The organism is Actinoplanes palleronii (assembly GCF_016862315.1).
Taxonomy (GTDB): Bacteria; Actinomycetota; Actinomycetes; order Mycobacteriales; family Micromonosporaceae; genus Actinoplanes; species Actinoplanes palleronii.
In genome coordinates this window covers 30273-47822 of the sequence record NZ_BOMS01000122.1, presented here as the reverse complement: position 1 = coordinate 47822, position 17550 = coordinate 30273, and the positions used below count along the sequence as shown (strand labels likewise).

The window sequence follows — 17550 nt, the reverse complement described above, 5'->3', positions numbered from 1 at the left end:
CCTGACCGCTCCCGGTCACGCGCTCGCGTCGGTCAGCGTCAGGTGTTCTTCGTGAGGTTGCCGCGGGCGCGTTCCACGGCGAGGCAGCTGTCCTCGACGTAGTCGATGCCGGCCTCCTCGGCGATCCGCCGGGCCTCGGCCGAGAAGATGCCGCTCTGCAGCCACACCGCGGGCGCCCCGATCGCCACCGCCTGGCGCACCACCTCGGCCGCCTCCCGCGACGGACGGAAGACGTCCACCAGGTCGACCGGCTCCGCCAGGTCCGCCAGGGTCGGGACCGTCTTCACCCCGAAGACCTCATCGACGTACGGATTGACCGGGATGATCCGCCAGCCGTGTCGCAGCATCTGCAACGGCACCGCGTGCGCGGGCTTGAACGGATCCCGTGACGCGCCGACCACCGCGATCACGTTCGCCTCGGCCAGGATCTGCTGAGCAGTACGCATACACCGACTCTAGCCAGGCGCGGGTGGGGTCACAGCAGCGTGAGCTGGTCGGCGCGGGGTGCGGCCGGTGCGGGCCCGGCCGGGTCGGGCAGGGTGCGGAACTCGGCCGGAGTGGGGCGGTGCAGGCCGTGGCGCCGGGCGGCCATCCGGACCCGGGCGGCGAGCTCGTCCTGATAGCGCCGCGGTGAATAGGCGCCGTCGGCGAACAGCTCGCGGTGCCGGGGGACGAGACGCGGATACTCCCGGGCCAGCCAGGACGCATACCACTCCCGGGCGCCGGGGCGCAGGTGCAGCGGGATCGGGGTGACGCTGGTGGCGCCGGCCGCGGCGACGGCGGCGACCGTCGCGTCGAGCGACTCCTCGGAATCGGTCAGCCCGGGCAGGATCGGGGCCAGCAGGACGCCGACCGCGAAACCGGCGTCGGTCAGCCGGCGGACGGCGTCGAGCCGGCGGCCGGGGCTGGGCGTGCCCGGCTCGGCGGAGCGCCACACCTGCTCGTCCAGGAAGCCGATCGAGAAGGCCAGGCTGACCCGGGCCACCTCGGCGGCCTGCCGGAGCAGCTCCAGGTCGCGCAGGATCAGCGTGCCCTTGGTGAGGATCGAGAACGGGTTGGCGTGGTCGCGCAACGCGGCCAGGATCTCCGGCATCAGCCGGTAGCGGCCCTCGGCGCGCTGGTAGACGTCGACGTTGGTGCCCATCGCGATCGGGGCGCCGGACCAGCGGGGCCCGGCGAGCTCGCGGCGGATCAGCTCGCCGGCGTTCACCTTCACCACGATGCGGGTGTCGAAGTCGCGGCCGGCGTCGAGGTCGAGGTATTGGTGGGTGCTGCGGGCGAAGCAGTTGTGGCTGACCACGCCGTCGGCGATGAAGTCGCCGGTGCCGGTGGAGATGTCGAAGAGCGGCAGGGTGAGGCCGAGGTCCTCGATGTCGACGACGGTGAGCCGGCGGTCGCCGCGGACCCCGACACCGGACGCGTCGAGCGGGGCGTCCAGCACGCCGGTGAGGTGCCGGAAGCGCAGCGCCGACCAGAGGTCGCGCCCGGTCTCCACCCGGCCGGCGTCCGCCCCGCCGGACCGGCCGGACCGGCTGCGGGCCGGGGTCCGGCTGGTCAGGCCCAGGTGGGTGAGCGCCTCGGTGATCCAGCGGAGGTAGATCCGGTCGGGGCTCTCGAAGACGACGGCGAGCCGCTCGCAGCGCCCGACCGCGCCGAACGCCCCGGCCAGGAAGCCCCGGAACCAGTCGCCGGAGGGCAGCTCGGGCCAGCGCAGCGCCTCCGGCAGGGAGACGTCGTGCAGATAGCCGTCGGCGCGGATCCAGGAGTCGCCCTCGCGGCCGATCCGGCCGGCGGCGTCCCCGCGGAGCAGGCCGCAGAGGAAACCGGCCTGGTAGTCGGGGGACTCCTTGGGCGGGTCGGCGAACCGGCCCACCCCGGACATCAGGTCGCCGATCGCGAGGGCCGGCTGGTGCGGCCGGCTCGGGCTGACGTGCCGCCACCCGCGGTCGGTGAGGAACCGGTGATCGCCGCTGGAGACCAGCCGGGTGCCGTCGGCCAGGGTGACCCGGAACGCCGGCTTGCTGGTGGCCCAGTGGTCGAGCACGGTGGTCGGCACATACCGCCGGTGCGGGCCGGCGCCCATCGTGCCCAGCACCGAGTCGCCCGGGCGGATCTCGGCGAGCGGCCGGGTGGACCCGTCGGCGAGCAGGATCGGGGTGTCACCGGACAGGCAGTACGTGCAGGCGTGGGAGCAGCCGCGATAGGGGTTCACGGTCCACTCGAACGGCACGCGGGAGGCGCCGGGCACCCGGTTGATCAGTGACTTGGCGCGGATCTCGTAGAACGTCATGCCGGCGAACCCGGGGGTGTCGAAGGTGCGCACGGTCGCGCCGGGCAGCGCCAGCGGCAGGGGAGGAGCCGTTGCCGCCGCCCCGTCCGGGAGCGCGCCGTCGCCGGTCGGAGCCGACAGGTGAGACCATCGCATGGCGGATATTCGAACACACGTACGAGTCGCTGTCCATCACTTCCGCCGACCGCGGACACGGACGGCGTACGGCGGCGGACAGCAAAAGGCCCGCGGACCGGAACCGGTCTGCGGGCCTTTGTTTCAGCTGGTCAGCTCGTCGCGCCACTGGTGGCGCGGGCGGGCTCCTCGGTGCTCGGTGCCTTGGTGTCGTGCGTCTTCTTGTGCGCCGCGACCTGATCGCGCACCTCGGTCATGTCGAGTTGCTCGACCTTCTCGATGAGGCTCTCCAGAGCCGACTCGGGGAGCGCGCCGGGCTGCGCGAACACCACGATGCCGTCGCGGATCGCCATGATCGTCGGGATTGACCGGATGTCGAACTTGGCCGCCAGAGCCTGCTCGGCCTCGGTGTCCACCTTGCCGAAGGTGATCGCCGAGTGCTTCTCCGAGGAACGCTCGTAGGTCGGCGCGAAACGCACACAGGGCCCGCACCAGCTGGCCCAGAAGTCGACCAGGACGATGCCGTCCTTGCTGGTGACCTCGTCGAAGTTCGCTGCGGTCAGCGCAACTGTCGCCATGATGCCTCCGTCTGCGGGAATCGCTTTCGTCGGGTGAAACTCCGGGTACCTGTTCACCATTCCCGCTCCTGGGGCCGCGACACGTGTCCTACGGCACCTTCGGCGCGAGACGGTCTTCAGCGACCTGAGAGTCAATATCGTAACTGATAGTAGGCGACCGGTGTCATTTTGCCGACACGGACTTACCGGGGGATCTATCCATGATCACGCCATCTGGGGTATTTGCCCATGCGGCGCATCCCCCATGGGAACGAGACCACGCGACAAAAGTAATGGTTAATAAAGTTAAATGTGACCTGGGTCACATCTGAAAGTCCTTCACATGGATACGGACGGTAAGGCAAAATCTGTCCCAACAGAGCGTGGGCGGCGGGTGCCGGGGAGGGCCCCGCCGCTCATTGCGTCCCCTGTCGTTTCGGGGAATTCCGCGGGATCCCGTGCCGCGCACCGGGTGACCATGGCCCCGGGCGGCCGGATGAGTAGCCTAACGCCCCATGACCGTGGGCGAGGACGAATCCACCGAGGTCGGCGTGGGCCCCTGGCCGGGCGAGCGACCGGCCGGCGACCGCTACGACCCCGAGCTGCTGGAACTCGGTGACCGGCGCAACGTGGTGGACCGCTACCGGTACTGGAGCCGCGACGCGGTGATCGCCGACCTGGACACCAGGCGTCACGACTTCCACGTCGCGATCGAGAACTGGCAGCACGACCTGAACATCGGCACGGTGGTCCGCAACGCCAACGCGTTCCTCGCCGCCGAGGTGCACATCGTGGGCCTGCGCAAGTGGAACCGGCGCGGCGCCATGGTCACCGATCGCTACCAGCACGTCCGGCACCACCCGACGATCGAGGAGTTCGTGGGCTGGGCGGCCGGCGCCGGGATCCCGGTGATCGGCATCGACAACCTGCCCGGCTCGCGGCCGATGGAGACCGTCACGTTGCCCCGGCGCTGTGTGCTGCTCTTCGGACAGGAGGGGCCGGGCCTCTCCGACGCGGCGCGCGGTGCCTGCTCGCAGCTGTTCTCGATCGCCCAGTACGGCTCCACCCGGTCGATCAACGCCGGGGTGGCCAGCGGGATCGCGATGCACGCCTGGATCCGGGCGCACGCCGGGCCGCCGCCCTCTTGACCTTTGGCGGTTCTTCCGATCCGCTTGACGGCGGCTGCCGGGACCCGCACGGTATGGAGTGTGGGTGTCACTGTGAGTTGCCCCAGATGTGCTGGTCAGGTCCGCAAGCCGGACCTGATGCACAGCAACTGGCGCTGCGACGACTGTGGCGACGTTCCGCCTTTCCACGTTGCCGAGCACATCAGCGCGGAGATCGTCGGCACGGTGCTGCGGGAATCTGCGTCGGCCGGCGCGGAGCGGATGCCGCTCTGGGCTCCCTGGCCGTTGCCGCCCGGGTGGACCGTCACCGGGGTGGGCTGGGCCGGCGACGACCGATCCGGGGTGCGGGCCACCACGGTCGCCTGCAGCGGCCCGGAGCCGCTCGGCGGTGGTCCGGCCGACCTGGTCTTCATCGCCGAGCAGCCGGGTGTCGGTCTCGGCAACCGGTTCGCCGGCATCGCCGGCATCGACCCGGGCTATCTGCTCTCCGAGTCGCTCTCCGCGCGGGGTGCCGGGAGCGGCCCGCACGCGAAGATCAAAGTGGGCGGTCACCCGACTCCACTCTGGTGTGTCAAGTCACCGGAAGATCGAAGCGCGTACGTGAGTGAGGCCAAAGGAATCTGGCTCTATGCGGTAGCGTGGCCGGCAAGCGCGGGCTATCTCCTCGCGGAGCATGTCGTCCTGCACGACCTCTCCGAGGGAGTGCCGCCCGAGTTGGTGTTCGGGGCGCCCTCGCCCTATCTGCACGGTCGTGTGTGATCCCTCGTTCGAGGGTGAAACACCCGCCCGCCGCAATCGGCGATCTGGGCACTTTGTTCACACGAAGCGACGAAGCTGATACCGTCAGTACTGCCGCGGCGCTGTTAGTCACCCGCCTCAGAGGAGAAGGTCCGCCATGATCAAGAAGGTTCTCACCTGGCTTGGTATTGCGTTCTTGATCTTCTTTATCGCCTTCAACCCGAGATCTGCCGCCGCTGTCTTCGAGTCACTCGGAGGCACGATCGCGGACATCGCACGAGGCTTCGGCACCTTCTTCACCTCCCTCGTCGCATAGCATCTCTCTATGGATCCTGGTGAGCCGCGCGACCCGCGAGGCGAGGGCGCCCGGCGCTCTCGGGACGACGATGAGGACTTCCGGTTTCAGGACCCGGCCATGGACGACACTGATCCTGGTCGGACACGAGCCGAGACCTATCCGGACGATGCCCGGTTCACCCAGGGTGCACGGCGTGCCGACGACTACGAGGATCCCGAGCAGTACGAGGCTCCGATCTTCACCGAGGAGGAGCTGGAAGGGCTCGACCGCTCCGGTGGTCCGCGCCGCTTCCTCCCCCTCGAGGACGAGCCGACCACCCTGGTCGCCCGCTATCTGTTCCCCACCGAGCGCTATCGCGGTGAGTGGAAACGGCACTGGATCCACCTGTCGCTGCCGCTGAGTGTCGGAGCCGGCGCCACGCTGCTGCTCGGCTACCTGGCCGGCTTCCTGACCAAGCAGGGTGTGGACGGTATGGTCACCGTCGCCGTGCTGATCTGGCTCGGCGTGATCAGCTGGGTCGCCTGGAAGGTCTTCGACTGGTATTTCGACCGCTTCATCCTGACCAACAAACGGGTGATGGTGGTCAACGGCATCGTCACCCGCAAGGTGGCGATGATGCCGCTGCTCCGGGTCACCGACATGAAGTACGAGCAGTCCGCCCTCGGCCGGATGCTCAGCTACGGCACGTTCGTGCTGGAGTCGGCGGGTCAGGACCAGGCGCTGCGCGAGGTCAAACACCTGCCCAACCCGAACGAGCTGTATCTCCGCGTGGTCGAGGAGATGTACGAGCCGCAGGCGGTCGAGGCCCGGCTGGGCAAGGACGACGAGGGAGACGACGCCTGAGCAGCCGGATCGATCTGCACTGCCACTCCACTGCCAGCGACGGCACGCTGGCCCCGGCCGATCTGGTCCGGGCCGGCGCCGAAGCCGGGCTCGAGGTCATGGCGATCACCGACCACGACACCACGGGTGGCTGGGCCGACGCCGCCGCCGCGCGGCCGGACGGTCTGCGCCTGGTCCGCGGTGCCGAGCTGTCCTGCCGCTGGCACGGGGCGGAGCCGTCGATCTCGCTGCACCTGCTGGCGTACCTGTTCGATCCGGCGGAGCCGGCGCTGGCCGAGTCGATGCGACGGCTGCGCGTGGACCGGGAGCAGCGCGGCGAGAAGATCGTGGAGAAACTGCGGGCCGACGGCGTGCCGATCACCTGGACCGAGGTGTACGGGTACGCCGCCGGTGGTTCGGTCGGGCGTCCGCACATCGCGCAGGCGCTGATCCGGGCCGGACTGGTCACCAGCGTGACCGAGGCGTTCGCGTCGAGGTGGCTGGGCGCGCGGTACTTCGTACCAAAAGCGGATCTTGATGTTTTTGACGCGGTGGCGGCGGTGCGTGCGGCCGGTGGGGTGCCGGTCTTCGCGCATCCGCGGGCGACCAAGCGTGGGCGGGTGGTCCCGGACGAGTTGATCGTGGCGCTGGCCGATGTGGGCCTTTTCGGACTGGAAGCCGACCACGAGGATCATTCCCCCGCGGAGCGGGAAGAGATCCGGGCGCTGGCGGACCGGCTCGGCCTGGTGGTCACCGGATCCTCCGACTTTCACGGTACGCACAAGACGGTCCAGCTCGGCGCGTTCGTCACGGCGCCCGAGGTGTACGACAAAATCGTCGCCGCGGCCACCGGTGTGCCCGTGCTCGGGTGACTATCGACGCACCAGCCTGCGCGGAGCGGCCCGGACACCTACCTTGATCGGGTGAATCTGAAGCTGTTCGGCGAGTTCTTCGTGACTCTGCTGGTGATCGTCGATCCCCCCGGCATGGTCCCGGTGTTCCTCGCACTCACCGGCGCCATGCCGGCGAAGGCCCGCAACCGGGCCGGCACCCAGGCCGTGCTGCTCGCCCTCGGTGTGATCATCGGCTTCGCGGTGGCCGGGCAGACCCTGCTCGACTACCTGCACGTGCAGCTCCCGGCCCTGCAGGCGGCCGGCGGTCTGCTGCTCGTGCTCGTCGCGCTGCAGCTGCTCACCGGCAAGACCGACGAGCCGACCGACGCGGCCGGCACCAGCAACGTGGCCCTGGTCCCGCTCGGCACGCCGCTGCTGGCCGGCCCGGGCGCGATCGTCGCCACCATGCTCTTCGTGCAGCGGGCGCACAGCGCCGACGAATACCTCATCCTGGGCGGCGCGGTCCTGGCCGTGATGGCCACGGTCTGGCTGGTGCTGCGCTTCTCCGGGCTGATCGTGCGGCTGCTGCGCCCGGCCGGCATCGAGGTGCTCACCCGGATCGCCGGCCTGCTGCTCGCGGCGATCGCGGTCCAGCTCATCGCGGACGCCATCTTCGCCTTCGTGCAGCTTTACGCGCCCCGGCTCTGAGACGGTTCTGTCGGGGGGTGCTGGCAGGATTGTCCCGTGCCCCCCATCAGGAACCGTGCCGCCGTTCCCGAGCAACTCGGCTTCGCCGGCATGCCCGAGCGCCTCTTCGTCTGCACCCCGAGCAAGCTCGGGGCATACCTGGACTGCCCCCGGCGGTACCGATATTCCTACGTCGACCGCCCGTCGCCGCCCAAGGGCCCGCCCTGGGCGCACAATTCGCTCGGCGCCAGCGTGCACACCGCGATGAAGAATTGGTACGCGTTGCCGGTCGAGCGGCGCGAGCGCGACGCCGTGCCGAAGCTGCTCAAGAGCACCTGGGTCCGTGAGGGTTATCGCGACGTCGAGCTCGAGCGCGCGGCGTACAAACGGGCGCTCGGCTGGCTGGACACCTACACGGCGACCCTTGACCCGGCCGACGAGCCGCTCGGCGTCGAGCGGGTGGTCGCCGCGAAGACCTCGGTGCTGGCGCTGAACGGGCGCGCCGACCGGATCGACGGGCGGATGGGCGAGGAGGGCCCGGAGGCGGTGATCGTCGACTACAAGACCGGGCGGACCGGGCTGGACGCCGACGACGCCCGCGGGTCCCACGCGCTGGCGCTGTACGCGTACGCGGCGCAGCGGGTGTTCCGCCGGCCGTGCTACCGGGTCGAGCTGCACCACCTGCCGACCGGGACGGTGGCGGCGCACGAGCACACCGAGGAGTCGCTGGCCCGGCAGGTGCGCCGGGCCGAGGAGACCGCGGCCGACATCATGGCCGCGGAGAAGGCGGTGGCCGCCGGCGGGGACGCGGACGAGGCCTTCCCGACCAATCCGGGGTCGCTGTGCGCGTGGTGTGACTTCCGGAAGTCCTGCCCGGCGGGGGCCGGGGTGACCGGGAAGGAGCCGTGGGCCGCGGTGGAGCACCTGGGCGCGGATTCCTGACGGTTTTGACGACCAGCCGAGCGGTCAGGCGGTGTCGGTGGTGCGGCGGCTCTGGCAGGCCGGGCACAGGCCCCAGAAGGTCACCTCGGCCTCGTCCAGGGTGAAACCGTGCGACTCCGCCGGCGTCAGACAGGGGCGTTCACCGACCGTGCAGTCGACGTCGGCGATCGCGCCGCAACCCCGGCAGACGATGTGATGATGATTGTCGCCGGTGCGGGCCTCGTAGCGGGCCGAGCTGCCGGCCGGCTCGATCCGGCGGGCCAGGCCGGCCCGGGACAGCGCACCCAGCACGTCGTAGACCGCCTGGGTGGAGACCGAGTCGAGCCGGGCACGGACCTGCCGGGCGATCTCGTCCACCTCGAGGTGCCCGCCACCGCTGAGCACGCCGAGCACCGCCAGCCGGGGGCGGGTGACGCGCAGACCATGCGTACGCAGCAGTTCCTCACCGGTGGACATCTATCCATGACAGCACGGCCGGGCGGTTTCCCCAACCCGTCCGTGACTGAACCGGAATCGGATTCGCGGGGTAAGTGGGGCCGAGGGGATGTTTGCGCCGTCACATAACTCTAAGCTGGCGATCACCCCGGACCGAGGAGGAAAAGTGTTCGACCAGGTCAACGGCTTGCCGGTTCATATTCTCGTGCTGCACGCCGCAGTGATTTTTGTGCCGCTGCTCGCGCTCGGCGCGGTCGTCTATGCGCTCGTCGCCAAGTGGCGGTCACGGCTGGGCTGGGCGGTCGCGCTGCTCGCCGTGGTAGCTCCGATCACCACGCTCGTCGCCAAGCTGTCCGGCACCGAGCTGTACAACAGCCGCATCTCGACCTTCTCGCCCAAGGGCAAGGAGATCCTCGACAACCACATGGACTTCGGCACCATGACGCTCTGGTTCGCGCTGGGCCTCGGCGTGGTCAGCCTGATCATGGTGGCGCTGACCTTCCGGGGGAAGGCTCTGCCGATGATCGCGCAGGTGACGTTCGTGGTGCTGACGCTGGCGCTGGCGGCCGGGAGCGGTTACTACATCTTCAAGACGGGTGACTCGGGCGCGACGGCGGTCTGGGGAACGTACTGACAAGGAGCCGCCGGGCGAGTCTTGTGCCCGGCGGCTCCTTGCTGTGCTGGGCCCGGCGGGGCTAGAACAGGGCGCGGCCGCAGAGCAGGCAGATCAGGATCAGCGCGACGGCGCCGGCGACCAGGCCCACCCCGAACGTCACGGTGCGCGCCGAGCCCTCGGCCTCCTCGATGGCGTCCATGTTCTGACCCGGCATGTGGCGCGGCTCGGGCGGTGTGGCGATGGTCGGTGGCCGCCAGTGCACCGACGGCGGGTCGGTGCGCGGCGGACCCGGGTACGCCGGCGGCTCGGGTGTGGCGGGCTGATCCTGGGGCGGCCGGCTGAGCGATGCGGCGTCCGGGTCGGGCCGCTGCCAGTACGCGTCGCCGGGCGGGCCACTCGTGGGGGAGCTCACGTTCACCGACGGTACAGCCGGAGGGGGAAGACGGCCGAAGCGATGTCGGCTTACCCTTCTAGGTGTGGACATCCTGGACGGCCCCGAGCGGGATCACGACGCCGAGCGCGCGGTGGACTTCGAGTCGGAGGAGGCTCCGTTGCTTCCGGACCAGACTCAGGACGACACCGAGCGTGGATGGGGCGAGGCCGACTCCTCCAACGACGACCGGCTGCTCGCCGATCGCCCGCCGCACTGGGGCTGACCTCGCGACATCCTGACACCACCCGCCCGTGATCACGCCCGGGGCCGGGTGGCATCGCCGCGCGGCCTTGCGCGGTTCGGCCTTGCGCGGTTCGGCCTTGCGCGGTGCGGCGCGGCCTTTGTGCGGCGCGGCGCGGTCAGCTGGGGTGGAGCAGGATGGCGAAGCCCGGGCCTGAGGGGTCGGCGGCGAGCGCGGCCTTGTCGCGGTCGAGGGCCAGCAGCAGGCCGCCGGTGAGCGGGTCGGCGGACACGTCGAGGACGAGCGCGGCCTTTGCCACCTCGGTGGTGTGGCCCTTGCCGTCGAGCCGGAGCAGGTCGACACGGTCGCCGGGGTGGGTCAGCGCGAGCGCGGTGGGGTCGGCCAGGCGCACCGGGACGCCGACGGCGCCGTCCGGGACAGGCGGCTTGCCGGCGGACTCTTGAGACGAGACGGGGGTGCCCGAGACGGGGCTGCCCGGGGTGGGTTGCCCGGCGGCGGGTCCCGGCGACGGGGTGGTGCCGCCGACGGCGTGTGCGCCGGTTGCGGCCTTGCCGGTTGCGGCCTTGCCGGGCGGAGTGGAGGGGGCCGGGGGCGCGCAGGGTGTGGTGGTCGGCCGGAGCCAGAGCAGGCCGGCGGCGGTGACCAGCAGAGCTGTGATCACGGTGAGCCGGAGCAGGGTGCCTCGGGTGGGTGCGCGGCCGCGCACCGGGTCCAGGCGCTCGTTGCGTGTGCCGGATCGGCTCATGGTCTGCCCTCCCGCCGTCGTCTGCCGTGTGCGAGCAGGAAGCTAGGCGGATTCCGGTGCGATCGCCGGGCGGGCTGTGGACGAGCCGGGACTGTGGAAAACCCCGCGGCGCCGCGCGGACGGGCCAAGATGGCGTGATGCGGGGCGCGGGCCTGGCGAGGAGCCGGGCCCGAGGCACCTGGCGCGGAGCGTGGAACGTGGGGGGCACGGCGGGCACGGAGCGGCAGGCCCGGAACGGCGGGCACGGAGCGGCACGGCGAGGCACGGCGGGGCACGGCGAGGCACTGCGGGGCACGGGGTGGAGGGCCGGGCGCGGAGGTGCTTGCGCGTGGGCTGGAGGCGACAAAAAGGCATGCAGAAAGGGCGTGCCGGGAGTGGCACGCCCTTTCTGGTGGATCAGGAAGCGGCGGCGGTCTTCGCGCCGGAGGACGACGAACTGCTGCTGGACGAGCTGGACGAGCTGCCGCTGGAGCTGCCGGCCGCCGCGGGGGCCGGGCTGCTCGTCGACGGGGTGCTCGACGGGCTGTCCGACTTCTCGGACTTCTTCGGGGCGGCGTCGGCGGTGGCGCCGGAGGTCTCGGTGCTCACGCTGCTGGAGCGGGAGTCGTTGCGGTAGAACCCGGAGCCCTTGAACACGATGCCGACCGAGTTGAACACCTTGCGGAGCTTGCCCTGGCAGTTCGGGCATTCGGTCAGTGCCGGGTCGGAGAAAGACTGCACGGCTTCGAGCTGCTCACCGCACTCGGTGCAGGCGTACTGGTAGGTAGGCACGTGCTCCTCCGGATCTGTCGGCTGCTGGCACTCGCCAACTCCGAGTGCCAATGTTGCGGCATCGGAGGTCAATTCGTCCACTCCGAGCGAGGTCTGAGGACCGTTGCGGGGTGTGACGAACTCCTCGTGAGCGCAACGAGGGTGCGCGCGGGCAGGTGCGCGGGCGAGTCAGGGCCGGGCCGGGCGGGTCAGGCCGGGCGGGGGGAGAAGCCGCCGCTCGGGGTGATGACGCCGTGGACCGGGCGGTCGTGCGGCTCGGCCGGGACCACGTCGAGGGTCTCGCCGTCGTGCAGCAGGGCGATCACCATCGGTCCGGGGTCGGGCAGGCGGGACAGGGCGCGGTCGTAGGAGCCGCCGCCGCGGCCCAGCCGGAGGCCCTCGCGGGACACCGCCAGGGCCGGTACCAGGATCAGGTCCGCGGAGCGGATCGCGTCGGGGCCGAGGCGTGGGCCGGGGGGCTCGCTCAGGCCGCGGCGGCCGGGGGCGAGCGGGCCGGTGAACTCCGCCCAGTCCAGATCGTCGTCGGGCAGCAGCACCGGCAGGAGCAGGCGGCCGCCCGGTGCGAGCGCGCCGCGCAACAGGCGGGGCAGGTCGGCGCCACCCGGCTCGGAGCCTGACGGGACGTAGGCGGCGACGGTGCTCGGGGCGGATCGTCGTACAAAAGTGAGGGTTTGATCGTGAAGTTGGGTGGCGGCGGCGATCCGGATGTCGTCCGGAAGTGATCGACGCGCCGTGAGCAGATGCCTGCGCAGTGTGATCTTGTTTTGGGGTGATTTTTCCGCGTCACCGGCCAAATCCGGCATGCAACACCCCTCTTGTGAAAAGCGGCAAACGGTGCACACTATGTCAGCATCGCTCCAAAGAGGGCCACTCCCGGGAGGATGTGTGACATTACGTGGCCGGCTCACCAGCGCCTTCCTGGTGGTCGTGCTCGGTCCGGTCCTGCTCGGGTCCATCTTCGTCGCGCTGACTGTCGCCGCGGTCAGTCGTGAGCGGACGGACGAGCGTCTCGACCATGCCGCGACGACCGTCCGGGCCGCCGTCGGCGCGATCTGCGGACAGCTGCAGGCGGCCGCCGACGCGGTCGCGGTGGTCCCGGCGAGCGCCCGGTCCAGTGTCGCCGACCAGCTGATCACTCGCGGACTCGCCGCCGATATCCGGATCACCGGCCCGGAGGTCGTGAGCCTGGCCCGGCGCGCGCCGCAACCGCCGGCCGGTGTCACCGGATGGCAGGACTGCACCGCGCCCCTGGGCACCCGGATCACCGCGCTGGCCGCCTCCGCGGCCGCGGCCGACGTCACCGTGCTCGCCGCGCTGCCGGTCGACGCGGCCCTGCTGAACCGGCTCGGCGTGGCCGGCGGGGTGACCGTCACGCTGTCCGGAACCGCGCCACCGGCGCCGGGCGGGGTGACCGTCACCTTGCCCGGAACCGCGCCACCGGCGCCGGGCGCGTCGACCCGCCGCCTCGGCGCCGGGCCGGGCCAGCCGCTGCCGCTCACACTCAGCGCGCCACCGGCCCGGCCGACCATCCGGTACGCGGTCCTGCCGCTGATCGTTCTGCTCACCGCGATCGTCGCGGTGATCGCGGCGCGCTGGCTGGCGCGGTCCACCACCCGGCCGCTCGGCGACCTGGCCTGGGCCGCCGACCGGGTGGCGAACGGCGACCTGGACACCCGGGTGCCGATCCCGCGGCCGGACGAGCTGGGCCGGCTGGCCGGCACGTTCAACCGGATGACCAGGGAGCTGCAGTCCTACGTGCAGGCGCTGACCGCCAGCCGGGACCAGCTGCGCCGGCACCTGGCGATCCTCGGCGACACCCTGTCCAGCACGCACGACCTGGACCGGATCCTGCCGGTGATCCTGCGCACCGCGATGACCGCCACCGGGGCCCGGGCCGGGCTGGTGCTGCTCGTCGACCCGGCCGACGGGACCCTCGCGGCCCGCTGCGGCGCCGGCCTGACCGGCGAGTGGGACCTGCCGCCCGCCGACCTCGCGGCACGGCGGCTGGCACCGGGGCGCGGGGTGCTCGGCGCGGTGGTCGCCTCCGGGACCCCGCTGCGCGGCACCACCGGCATGTCGGCCGAGGAGCCGGCGTGTGAGTCGTACCTCGCGGTGCCGATCTCGGCGCCACCGTCGAGTGACCCTTTCCTGTCCGAGTCCGAGGCCGGACCGGGCACGCTCGGCGTGCTGGCGCTCTACGACCGGCTCGGCGGCCCCACCTTCGACGACGCCGACCTGCGCACTCTCCGCACGTTCGCCGGGCAGGCCGGTGTCGCGGTGCACAACGTGCGGGTGCACGAGGAGGCCCAGCGGCTGTCGCTGACCGATCCGCTCACCGGATTGTGGAACTACCGTTATCTGCGCGAGGTGCTGCGCCGGGAGGTGGAGCGGGCGCACCGGTTCGGCCGGATGCTCACCGTCCTGATGCTGGACCTCGATCACTTCAAGGACGTGAACGACACGTACGGGCACCCGGTCGGCGATCAGGTGCTCGGCGAGTTCGCCCGGCGGATCCGGCTCGGGCTGCGGGAGGTGGACGTGGCGTTCCGCCAGGGCGGGGAGGAGTTCGTGGTGCTGCTGCCGGAGACCGACGCGTACGGCGGGGTGATCGTGGCGGAGCGGCTCGGCGCGCTGGTCCGGGATCGGCCGATGCAGATCGACCCGCGGCGTCCCGGCCTCACCGACCGGATCCCGGTCACCGTCTCGATCGGCATCGCGGTCTTCCCCGAGCACGGCGCGACCGCCCAGGAGGTGCTCGACGCCGCGGACGAGGCGTTGTACGCGGCGAAGAACGCCGGTCGCGACACCTATCGTCTCGCGGAGAGCGTTTCGTCCCGAGTGCCTGAGGGGAATTTCGATCCCACCCCGGCGGTGAGCGGGCCGCAGCCGCCGCGACACGGTTCCGGCCGATAGTCTCGCGGCATGCTCGGGCACGAACCAGCGAAGGTGCGGTGACTGATGACAACGGACGCGCAAGGTACCGGTAAGCGCGCGGTGAAAGCGGTGATCCCGGCGGCCGGGCTCGCGACGCGCTTCCTGCCGGCCACCAAGGCCGTTCCCAAGGAGCTGCTGCCGGTCGTGGACCGGCCGGTTCTGCAGTACATCGTCGAGGAGGCGGCCGCGGCCGGCATCACCGACGTACTGCTCGTCACCGGGCGGGGCAAGACCTCGATGGTGGACCACTTCGACCGCCGGCCCGACGTGGAGCAGCGGCTCGAGGAGAAGGGCGACCTGGAGCGGCTCGCCGCGGTCCGCCGCACCAGCGAGCTCGCCGACATCTACACGGTCCGCCAGGGTGAGCCGCTCGGGCTCGGGCACGCCGTCGGCACCGCCGCCTCGCACATCGGCGACAGCGCGTTCGCGGTGCTGCTCGGCGACGAGTTCGTCGACGAGGACAGCCCGCTGCTGCCGGACATGCTCGACCTGCAGGCCCGGACCGGCGGCATCGTGCTGGCGTTCATCGAGGTCAAGCCGGAGGAGACCAGCCGGTACGGCATCGCCTCGGTGCGCGAGTCGGATCTCGGCACGGACGTCGTCGAGGTGACCGGCCTGGTGGAGAAGCCGGCGCCCAGCGAGGCGCCGAGCAACCTGGCCGTGGTCGGCCGGTACGTCCTGCCCGCCAAGATCTTCGACGTCATCGCCGACACCAAGCCCGGCAGCGGCGGCGAGATCCAGCTCACCGACGCGATGGCCACGCTGCTCGAGGCCGGCACTCCGGTGCACGGCATCGTCTACCGCGGTCACCGCTACGACACCGGGCAGCCGCTCGGCTACCTGCAGACCGTGGTCGAGCTCGCGGTGAAGCGGGCCGACCTGGGCGCGGAGTTCCGGGCCTGGCTCACCGACTTCGTCGGTGGTCAGAAGGGATGACCGCTACGGCCGATGCCGAGGCGGCCGCCAACGAGCTGATGCCTCTCGCCGAGTACCTGGGCAGCGTGCTGCGCAGGTTGCGGGCGCTGCCTCCGCTCGACCTCGACCTCACCCAGGCGCACGGGAACGTGCTCGCGGCCGACGTGTTCGCGCCGCACCCGTTCCCGGCGTTCGACCAGGCCGCGATCGACGGGTACGCGGCCCGGTGGGAGGACCTGGCCGGCGCCGGGCGCCTCGGTGCGCACCCGGCGTTCGGCCACGCCGACGGATCGACCCGCAGCGTCCGGCTGAACGTGGTCGGCGACCTGGGCGCGGCCAGCTGGCGTCCGGTCCGGCTGACCGCGGGCACCTGTTTCTCGGTGGCGGCCGGCGCGCCGCTGCCGATCGGCGCGGACGTGGTCGTCCCGGTGCACTGGACCGACCAGGGCATGGCCGCCGTGGAGATCCTGCACGCCCCGAAACGCGGTTCCGGTGTGCGCCGGGCCGGCGAGGAGCTGGCCGTCGGGCAGGTGCTCGCGTCGGCCGGGTCGTACGTGTCGCCGCCGATGGTGGCCACCTTCGCCGCCGCCGGGATCGGGCACGTGATGGTCCGGCCCAGCCCCCGGGTGGTGGTGGTGGCCACCGGCGACGAACTCGTCGACGTGGGCCGGCCCAGCCAGCCCGGTCAGGTGGTGGACGCCAACTCGCACGCGCTGACCGCGGCCGCGGTGGAGGCCGGCGCGCTGGCGTACCGGATCGGGATCTGTGACGACGACCCGGAAGGGCTGCGCGGCCTGCTCGAGGACCAGACGCTGCGCGCCGACCTGATCATCACGACCGGGGGGACCGGCAAGGGACCCGGCGACATGCTGCGCCGGGTGCTGTCCCGGCCCGGCACCGGCCGCGGGACCGTGGAGTTCACCGACGTGGCGCTCTGCCCGGGCACCGCGCTCGGGTTCGGCACGGTCGGCGGCGAGGAGGTCCCGGTGGTCTGCCTGCCCGGCGAGCCGGGCGCCGCGCTGATCGGTTTCGAGGTGCTGGCCCGACCGGCGATCCAGCTGCTGGCCGGCGCGGAACCGGTGTTCCGGCCGAGCGTCAAGGCGCACCTGCTGGAGACCGTGTCGTCACCCGGCGGGCTGCGTGAGTTCCGTCCCGCACACGTCGCAGAACGGCGGGGCGGTGGTTACACTGTGCAGCCGCTCGCCGGTGGGCCGTACACGCTCTCCGGGCTGGCCGAGGCCAACGGACTGCTGGTGCTCGGTGAGCGGGTCACCACGGCGGCGGCCGGCTCGACCGTGGACGTGTTGCTGCTCGACCGGAGGCGATGAATGCTCGGGGCGACCCCCGGCTGGCCCGCTGTGCTGGCGGACGGGCCGGTGTTGCTGCGGCCGTACAAACGAAGTGACGCCCGTGCCTGGTCCGAACTGCGGATCGCCAATCAGGCCTGGCTGGCGCCCTGGGAATCGGCGCCGCCCGGACCGTGGGCGGAGATGAACTCGACCCGGGCGTACGCGTTCGTGTACCGGGACATGCGGCGGGCCGCCCGGCGCGGCGACAGCATGCCGTTCGCCGTCTGCCTGCGCGAGGGCGGCCGGGAACGCCTGGTCGGGCACGTGAACCTGGGCAACATCGTGCGGCGCGCGTTCGCGTCGGCGTACGCCGGCTACTGGGTGGACTACCGGGTGGCCGGCCGCGGGGTGATCCCGACCGCGCTGGCGCTCGCCGTGGATCACGCGTTCGGGCCGGGTGGACTGCACCGCATCGAGGTGAACATCCGGCCGGAGAACGGGCCGAGCCGCCGGGTGGTGGAGAAGCTGGGCTTCCGCGAGGAGGCATACCACCAGCGCTACATGCACATCGACGGAGGGTGGCGTGACCACCTGGGATACGCCATGACCAGCGAAGAGATCGCCGCCGAGGGTGGCCTGCTGACCCGATGGAAACGCGTCCGCACGCCTAAATGATCTTGAGCGCGCGAGTGCCGTCGGCGCGGCGCGCGAAATATCACGGCTACCGCCCGTAACCTCGCATTCGTCGTGTCATTCAAAGAGTGACTTGTCATGTCGCTCGGTCTCTCGACGTGTGACCTGT

The 17550-nt window shown here is 71.4% G+C and carries 21 protein-coding genes and 1 pseudogene; 14 read left to right on the top strand and 8 right to left on the bottom strand.

Annotation, left to right across the window (positions count from 1 at the left end):
* Positions 1-38 precede the first annotated feature (38 nt).
* From Apa02nite_RS36715 to trxA, 3 genes are all read right to left on the bottom strand, one after another.
* Positions 39-446 carry a CoA-binding protein gene (locus tag Apa02nite_RS36715; RefSeq protein WP_203829151.1) on the bottom strand — a complete coding sequence of 136 codons (408 nt, stop codon included), beginning with the start codon at positions 444-446 and terminating at the stop codon, positions 39-41.
* 29 nt (positions 447-475) lie between these two features.
* A complete protein-coding gene (locus Apa02nite_RS36710) occupies positions 476-2425 on the bottom strand; it encodes an intein-containing Rv2578c family radical SAM protein (protein ID WP_203829150.1) in 1950 nt (649 codons plus the stop codon).
* Between the two features lie 131 nt (positions 2426-2556).
* Entirely contained in the window at positions 2557-2982 is a 426-nt protein-coding gene (gene trxA / locus Apa02nite_RS36705; RefSeq protein WP_067697567.1) for a thioredoxin, read from the bottom strand.
* 494 nt (positions 2983-3476) lie between these two features.
* Between trxA and Apa02nite_RS36700 the strand changes: the two genes are divergently transcribed.
* The 7 genes from Apa02nite_RS36700 to Apa02nite_RS36670 all read left to right on the top strand — a co-directional run bounded on the left by Apa02nite_RS36700 (position 3477) and on the right by Apa02nite_RS36670 (position 8408).
* A complete protein-coding gene (locus Apa02nite_RS36700) occupies positions 3477-4109 on the top strand; it encodes a TrmH family RNA methyltransferase (protein ID WP_203829149.1) in 633 nt (210 codons plus the stop codon).
* A 60-nt stretch (positions 4110-4169) separates the two neighbouring features.
* The gene (locus Apa02nite_RS36695) at positions 4170-4847 is read left to right on the top strand and encodes a DUF6758 family protein (RefSeq protein ID WP_307872015.1); all 678 of its coding nucleotides are present in this window, start codon (positions 4170-4172) and stop codon (positions 4845-4847) included.
* A 136-nt stretch (positions 4848-4983) separates the two neighbouring features.
* Positions 4984-5142 carry a hypothetical protein gene (locus Apa02nite_RS36690; protein WP_198171056.1) on the top strand — a complete coding sequence of 53 codons (159 nt, stop codon included), beginning with the start codon at positions 4984-4986 and terminating at the stop codon, positions 5140-5142.
* A gap of 9 nt (positions 5143-5151) precedes the next feature.
* Positions 5152-5967 (top strand): PH domain-containing protein, encoded by an 816-nt coding sequence (locus Apa02nite_RS36685; RefSeq protein ID WP_067697562.1) that lies wholly within the window; start codon positions 5152-5154, stop codon positions 5965-5967.
* On the top strand, positions 5964-6818 hold the full coding sequence (locus Apa02nite_RS36680; RefSeq protein ID WP_203829181.1) for a PHP domain-containing protein: 855 nt from the start codon (positions 5964-5966) through the stop codon (positions 6816-6818). Before Apa02nite_RS36685 ends, Apa02nite_RS36680 begins: the two co-directional genes overlap by 4 nt.
* 51 nt (positions 6819-6869) lie before the next feature.
* Positions 6870-7487 (top strand): MarC family protein, encoded by a 618-nt coding sequence (locus tag Apa02nite_RS36675; RefSeq protein ID WP_067697560.1) that lies wholly within the window; start codon positions 6870-6872, stop codon positions 7485-7487.
* A 90-nt stretch (positions 7488-7577) separates the two neighbouring features.
* A complete protein-coding gene (locus Apa02nite_RS36670; protein ID WP_083971853.1) occupies positions 7578-8408 on the top strand; it encodes a RecB family exonuclease in 831 nt (276 codons plus the stop codon).
* Between the two features lie 24 nt (positions 8409-8432).
* On the opposite strand, the gene Apa02nite_RS36665 is transcribed toward Apa02nite_RS36670, so the two are convergent.
* On the bottom strand, positions 8433-8864 hold the full coding sequence (locus Apa02nite_RS36665) for a Fur family transcriptional regulator (RefSeq protein WP_203829148.1): 432 nt from the start codon (positions 8862-8864) through the stop codon (positions 8433-8435).
* A gap of 145 nt (positions 8865-9009) precedes the next feature.
* On the opposite strand from Apa02nite_RS36665, the gene Apa02nite_RS36660 reads away from it, so the two are divergent.
* The gene (locus Apa02nite_RS36660) at positions 9010-9477 is read left to right on the top strand and encodes a DUF2231 domain-containing protein (RefSeq protein WP_067697554.1); all 468 of its coding nucleotides are present in this window, start codon (positions 9010-9012) and stop codon (positions 9475-9477) included.
* 61 nt (positions 9478-9538) lie between these two features.
* Here Apa02nite_RS36660 and Apa02nite_RS36655 read toward each other — a convergent pair whose 3' ends face one another.
* Positions 9539-9871, bottom strand: a complete 333-nt coding sequence (locus Apa02nite_RS36655; RefSeq protein ID WP_239164793.1) for a translation initiation factor 2 — start codon at positions 9869-9871, stop codon at positions 9539-9541.
* Between the two features lie 64 nt (positions 9872-9935).
* On the opposite strand from Apa02nite_RS36655, the gene Apa02nite_RS36650 reads away from it, so the two are divergent.
* A complete protein-coding gene (locus Apa02nite_RS36650) occupies positions 9936-10115 on the top strand; it encodes a hypothetical protein (protein WP_067697551.1) in 180 nt (59 codons plus the stop codon).
* Positions 10116-10251: 136 nt separating this feature from the next.
* On the opposite strand, the gene Apa02nite_RS36645 is transcribed toward Apa02nite_RS36650, so the two are convergent.
* Positions 10252-10839 carry a hypothetical protein gene (locus Apa02nite_RS36645; RefSeq protein ID WP_203829146.1) on the bottom strand — a complete coding sequence of 196 codons (588 nt, stop codon included), beginning with the start codon at positions 10837-10839 and terminating at the stop codon, positions 10252-10254.
* A 391-nt stretch (positions 10840-11230) separates the two neighbouring features.
* On the opposite strand from Apa02nite_RS36645, the gene Apa02nite_RS51405 reads away from it, so the two are divergent.
* Positions 11231-11455 carry a hypothetical protein gene (locus Apa02nite_RS51405; protein WP_239164798.1) on the top strand — a complete coding sequence of 75 codons (225 nt, stop codon included), beginning with the start codon at positions 11231-11233 and terminating at the stop codon, positions 11453-11455.
* A 14-nt stretch (positions 11456-11469) separates the two neighbouring features.
* On the opposite strand, the pseudogene Apa02nite_RS52045 reads toward Apa02nite_RS51405, so the two are convergent.
* Together Apa02nite_RS52045 and Apa02nite_RS36635 are read right to left on the bottom strand one after the other, a co-directional pair.
* Positions 11470-11610 (bottom strand): annotated as a pseudogene (locus Apa02nite_RS52045) (FmdB family zinc ribbon protein); the annotation flags it as partial.
* 188 nt (positions 11611-11798) lie between these two features.
* Positions 11799-12413 (bottom strand): 5-formyltetrahydrofolate cyclo-ligase, encoded by a 615-nt coding sequence (locus Apa02nite_RS36635; protein WP_203829144.1) that lies wholly within the window; start codon positions 12411-12413, stop codon positions 11799-11801.
* Between the two features lie 82 nt (positions 12414-12495).
* Between Apa02nite_RS36635 and Apa02nite_RS36630 the strand changes: the two genes are divergently transcribed.
* Genes Apa02nite_RS36630 through Apa02nite_RS36615 form a run of 4 tightly spaced genes read left to right on the top strand, consistent with a single transcriptional unit; the run spans position 12496 to position 17423 of the window.
* On the top strand, positions 12496-14523 hold the full coding sequence (locus tag Apa02nite_RS36630) for a GGDEF domain-containing protein (RefSeq protein WP_203829143.1): 2028 nt from the start codon (positions 12496-12498) through the stop codon (positions 14521-14523).
* A 45-nt stretch (positions 14524-14568) separates the two neighbouring features.
* A complete protein-coding gene (locus Apa02nite_RS36625; protein ID WP_203829142.1) occupies positions 14569-15480 on the top strand; it encodes a UTP--glucose-1-phosphate uridylyltransferase in 912 nt (303 codons plus the stop codon).
* Positions 15477-16787 carry a molybdopterin molybdotransferase MoeA gene (locus Apa02nite_RS36620; RefSeq protein ID WP_067697540.1) on the top strand — a complete coding sequence of 437 codons (1311 nt, stop codon included), beginning with the start codon at positions 15477-15479 and terminating at the stop codon, positions 16785-16787. The genes Apa02nite_RS36625 and Apa02nite_RS36620 overlap by 4 nt, the downstream gene beginning before the upstream one ends.
* Positions 16788-17423: a GNAT family N-acetyltransferase gene (locus tag Apa02nite_RS36615; protein WP_203829141.1), complete on the top strand. Its 636-nt coding sequence runs from the start codon at positions 16788-16790 to the stop codon at positions 17421-17423.
* The last annotated feature ends 127 nt before the right edge of the window (positions 17424-17550 follow it).

Coding starts and splice junctions, on each gene's coding strand:
- Apa02nite_RS36715 (WP_203829151.1), bottom strand. CDS start 446: ATGCGTACTGCTCAGCAGATCCTGGCCGAGGCGAACGTGATCGCGGTG.
- Apa02nite_RS36710 (WP_203829150.1), bottom strand. CDS start 2,425: ATGCGATGGTCTCACCTGTCGGCTCCGACCGGCGACGGCGCGCTCCCG.
- trxA (WP_067697567.1), bottom strand. CDS start 2,982: ATGGCGACAGTTGCGCTGACCGCAGCGAACTTCGACGAGGTCACCAGC.
- Apa02nite_RS36700 (WP_203829149.1), top strand. CDS start 3,477: ATGACCGTGGGCGAGGACGAATCCACCGAGGTCGGCGTGGGCCCCTGG.
- Apa02nite_RS36690 (WP_198171056.1), top strand. CDS start 4,984: ATGATCAAGAAGGTTCTCACCTGGCTTGGTATTGCGTTCTTGATCTTC.
- Apa02nite_RS36685 (WP_067697562.1), top strand. CDS start 5,152: ATGGATCCTGGTGAGCCGCGCGACCCGCGAGGCGAGGGCGCCCGGCGC.
- Apa02nite_RS36670 (WP_083971853.1), top strand. CDS start 7,578: ATGCCCGAGCGCCTCTTCGTCTGCACCCCGAGCAAGCTCGGGGCATAC.
- Apa02nite_RS36665 (WP_203829148.1), bottom strand. CDS start 8,864: ATGTCCACCGGTGAGGAACTGCTGCGTACGCATGGTCTGCGCGTCACC.
- Apa02nite_RS36645 (WP_203829146.1), bottom strand. CDS start 10,839: ATGAGCCGATCCGGCACACGCAACGAGCGCCTGGACCCGGTGCGCGGC.
- Apa02nite_RS36635 (WP_203829144.1), bottom strand. CDS start 12,413: ATGCCGGATTTGGCCGGTGACGCGGAAAAATCACCCCAAAACAAGATC.
- Apa02nite_RS36625 (WP_203829142.1), top strand. CDS start 14,569: ATGACAACGGACGCGCAAGGTACCGGTAAGCGCGCGGTGAAAGCGGTG.
- Apa02nite_RS36620 (WP_067697540.1), top strand. CDS start 15,477: ATGACCGCTACGGCCGATGCCGAGGCGGCCGCCAACGAGCTGATGCCT.
- Apa02nite_RS36615 (WP_203829141.1), top strand. CDS start 16,788: ATGCTCGGGGCGACCCCCGGCTGGCCCGCTGTGCTGGCGGACGGGCCG.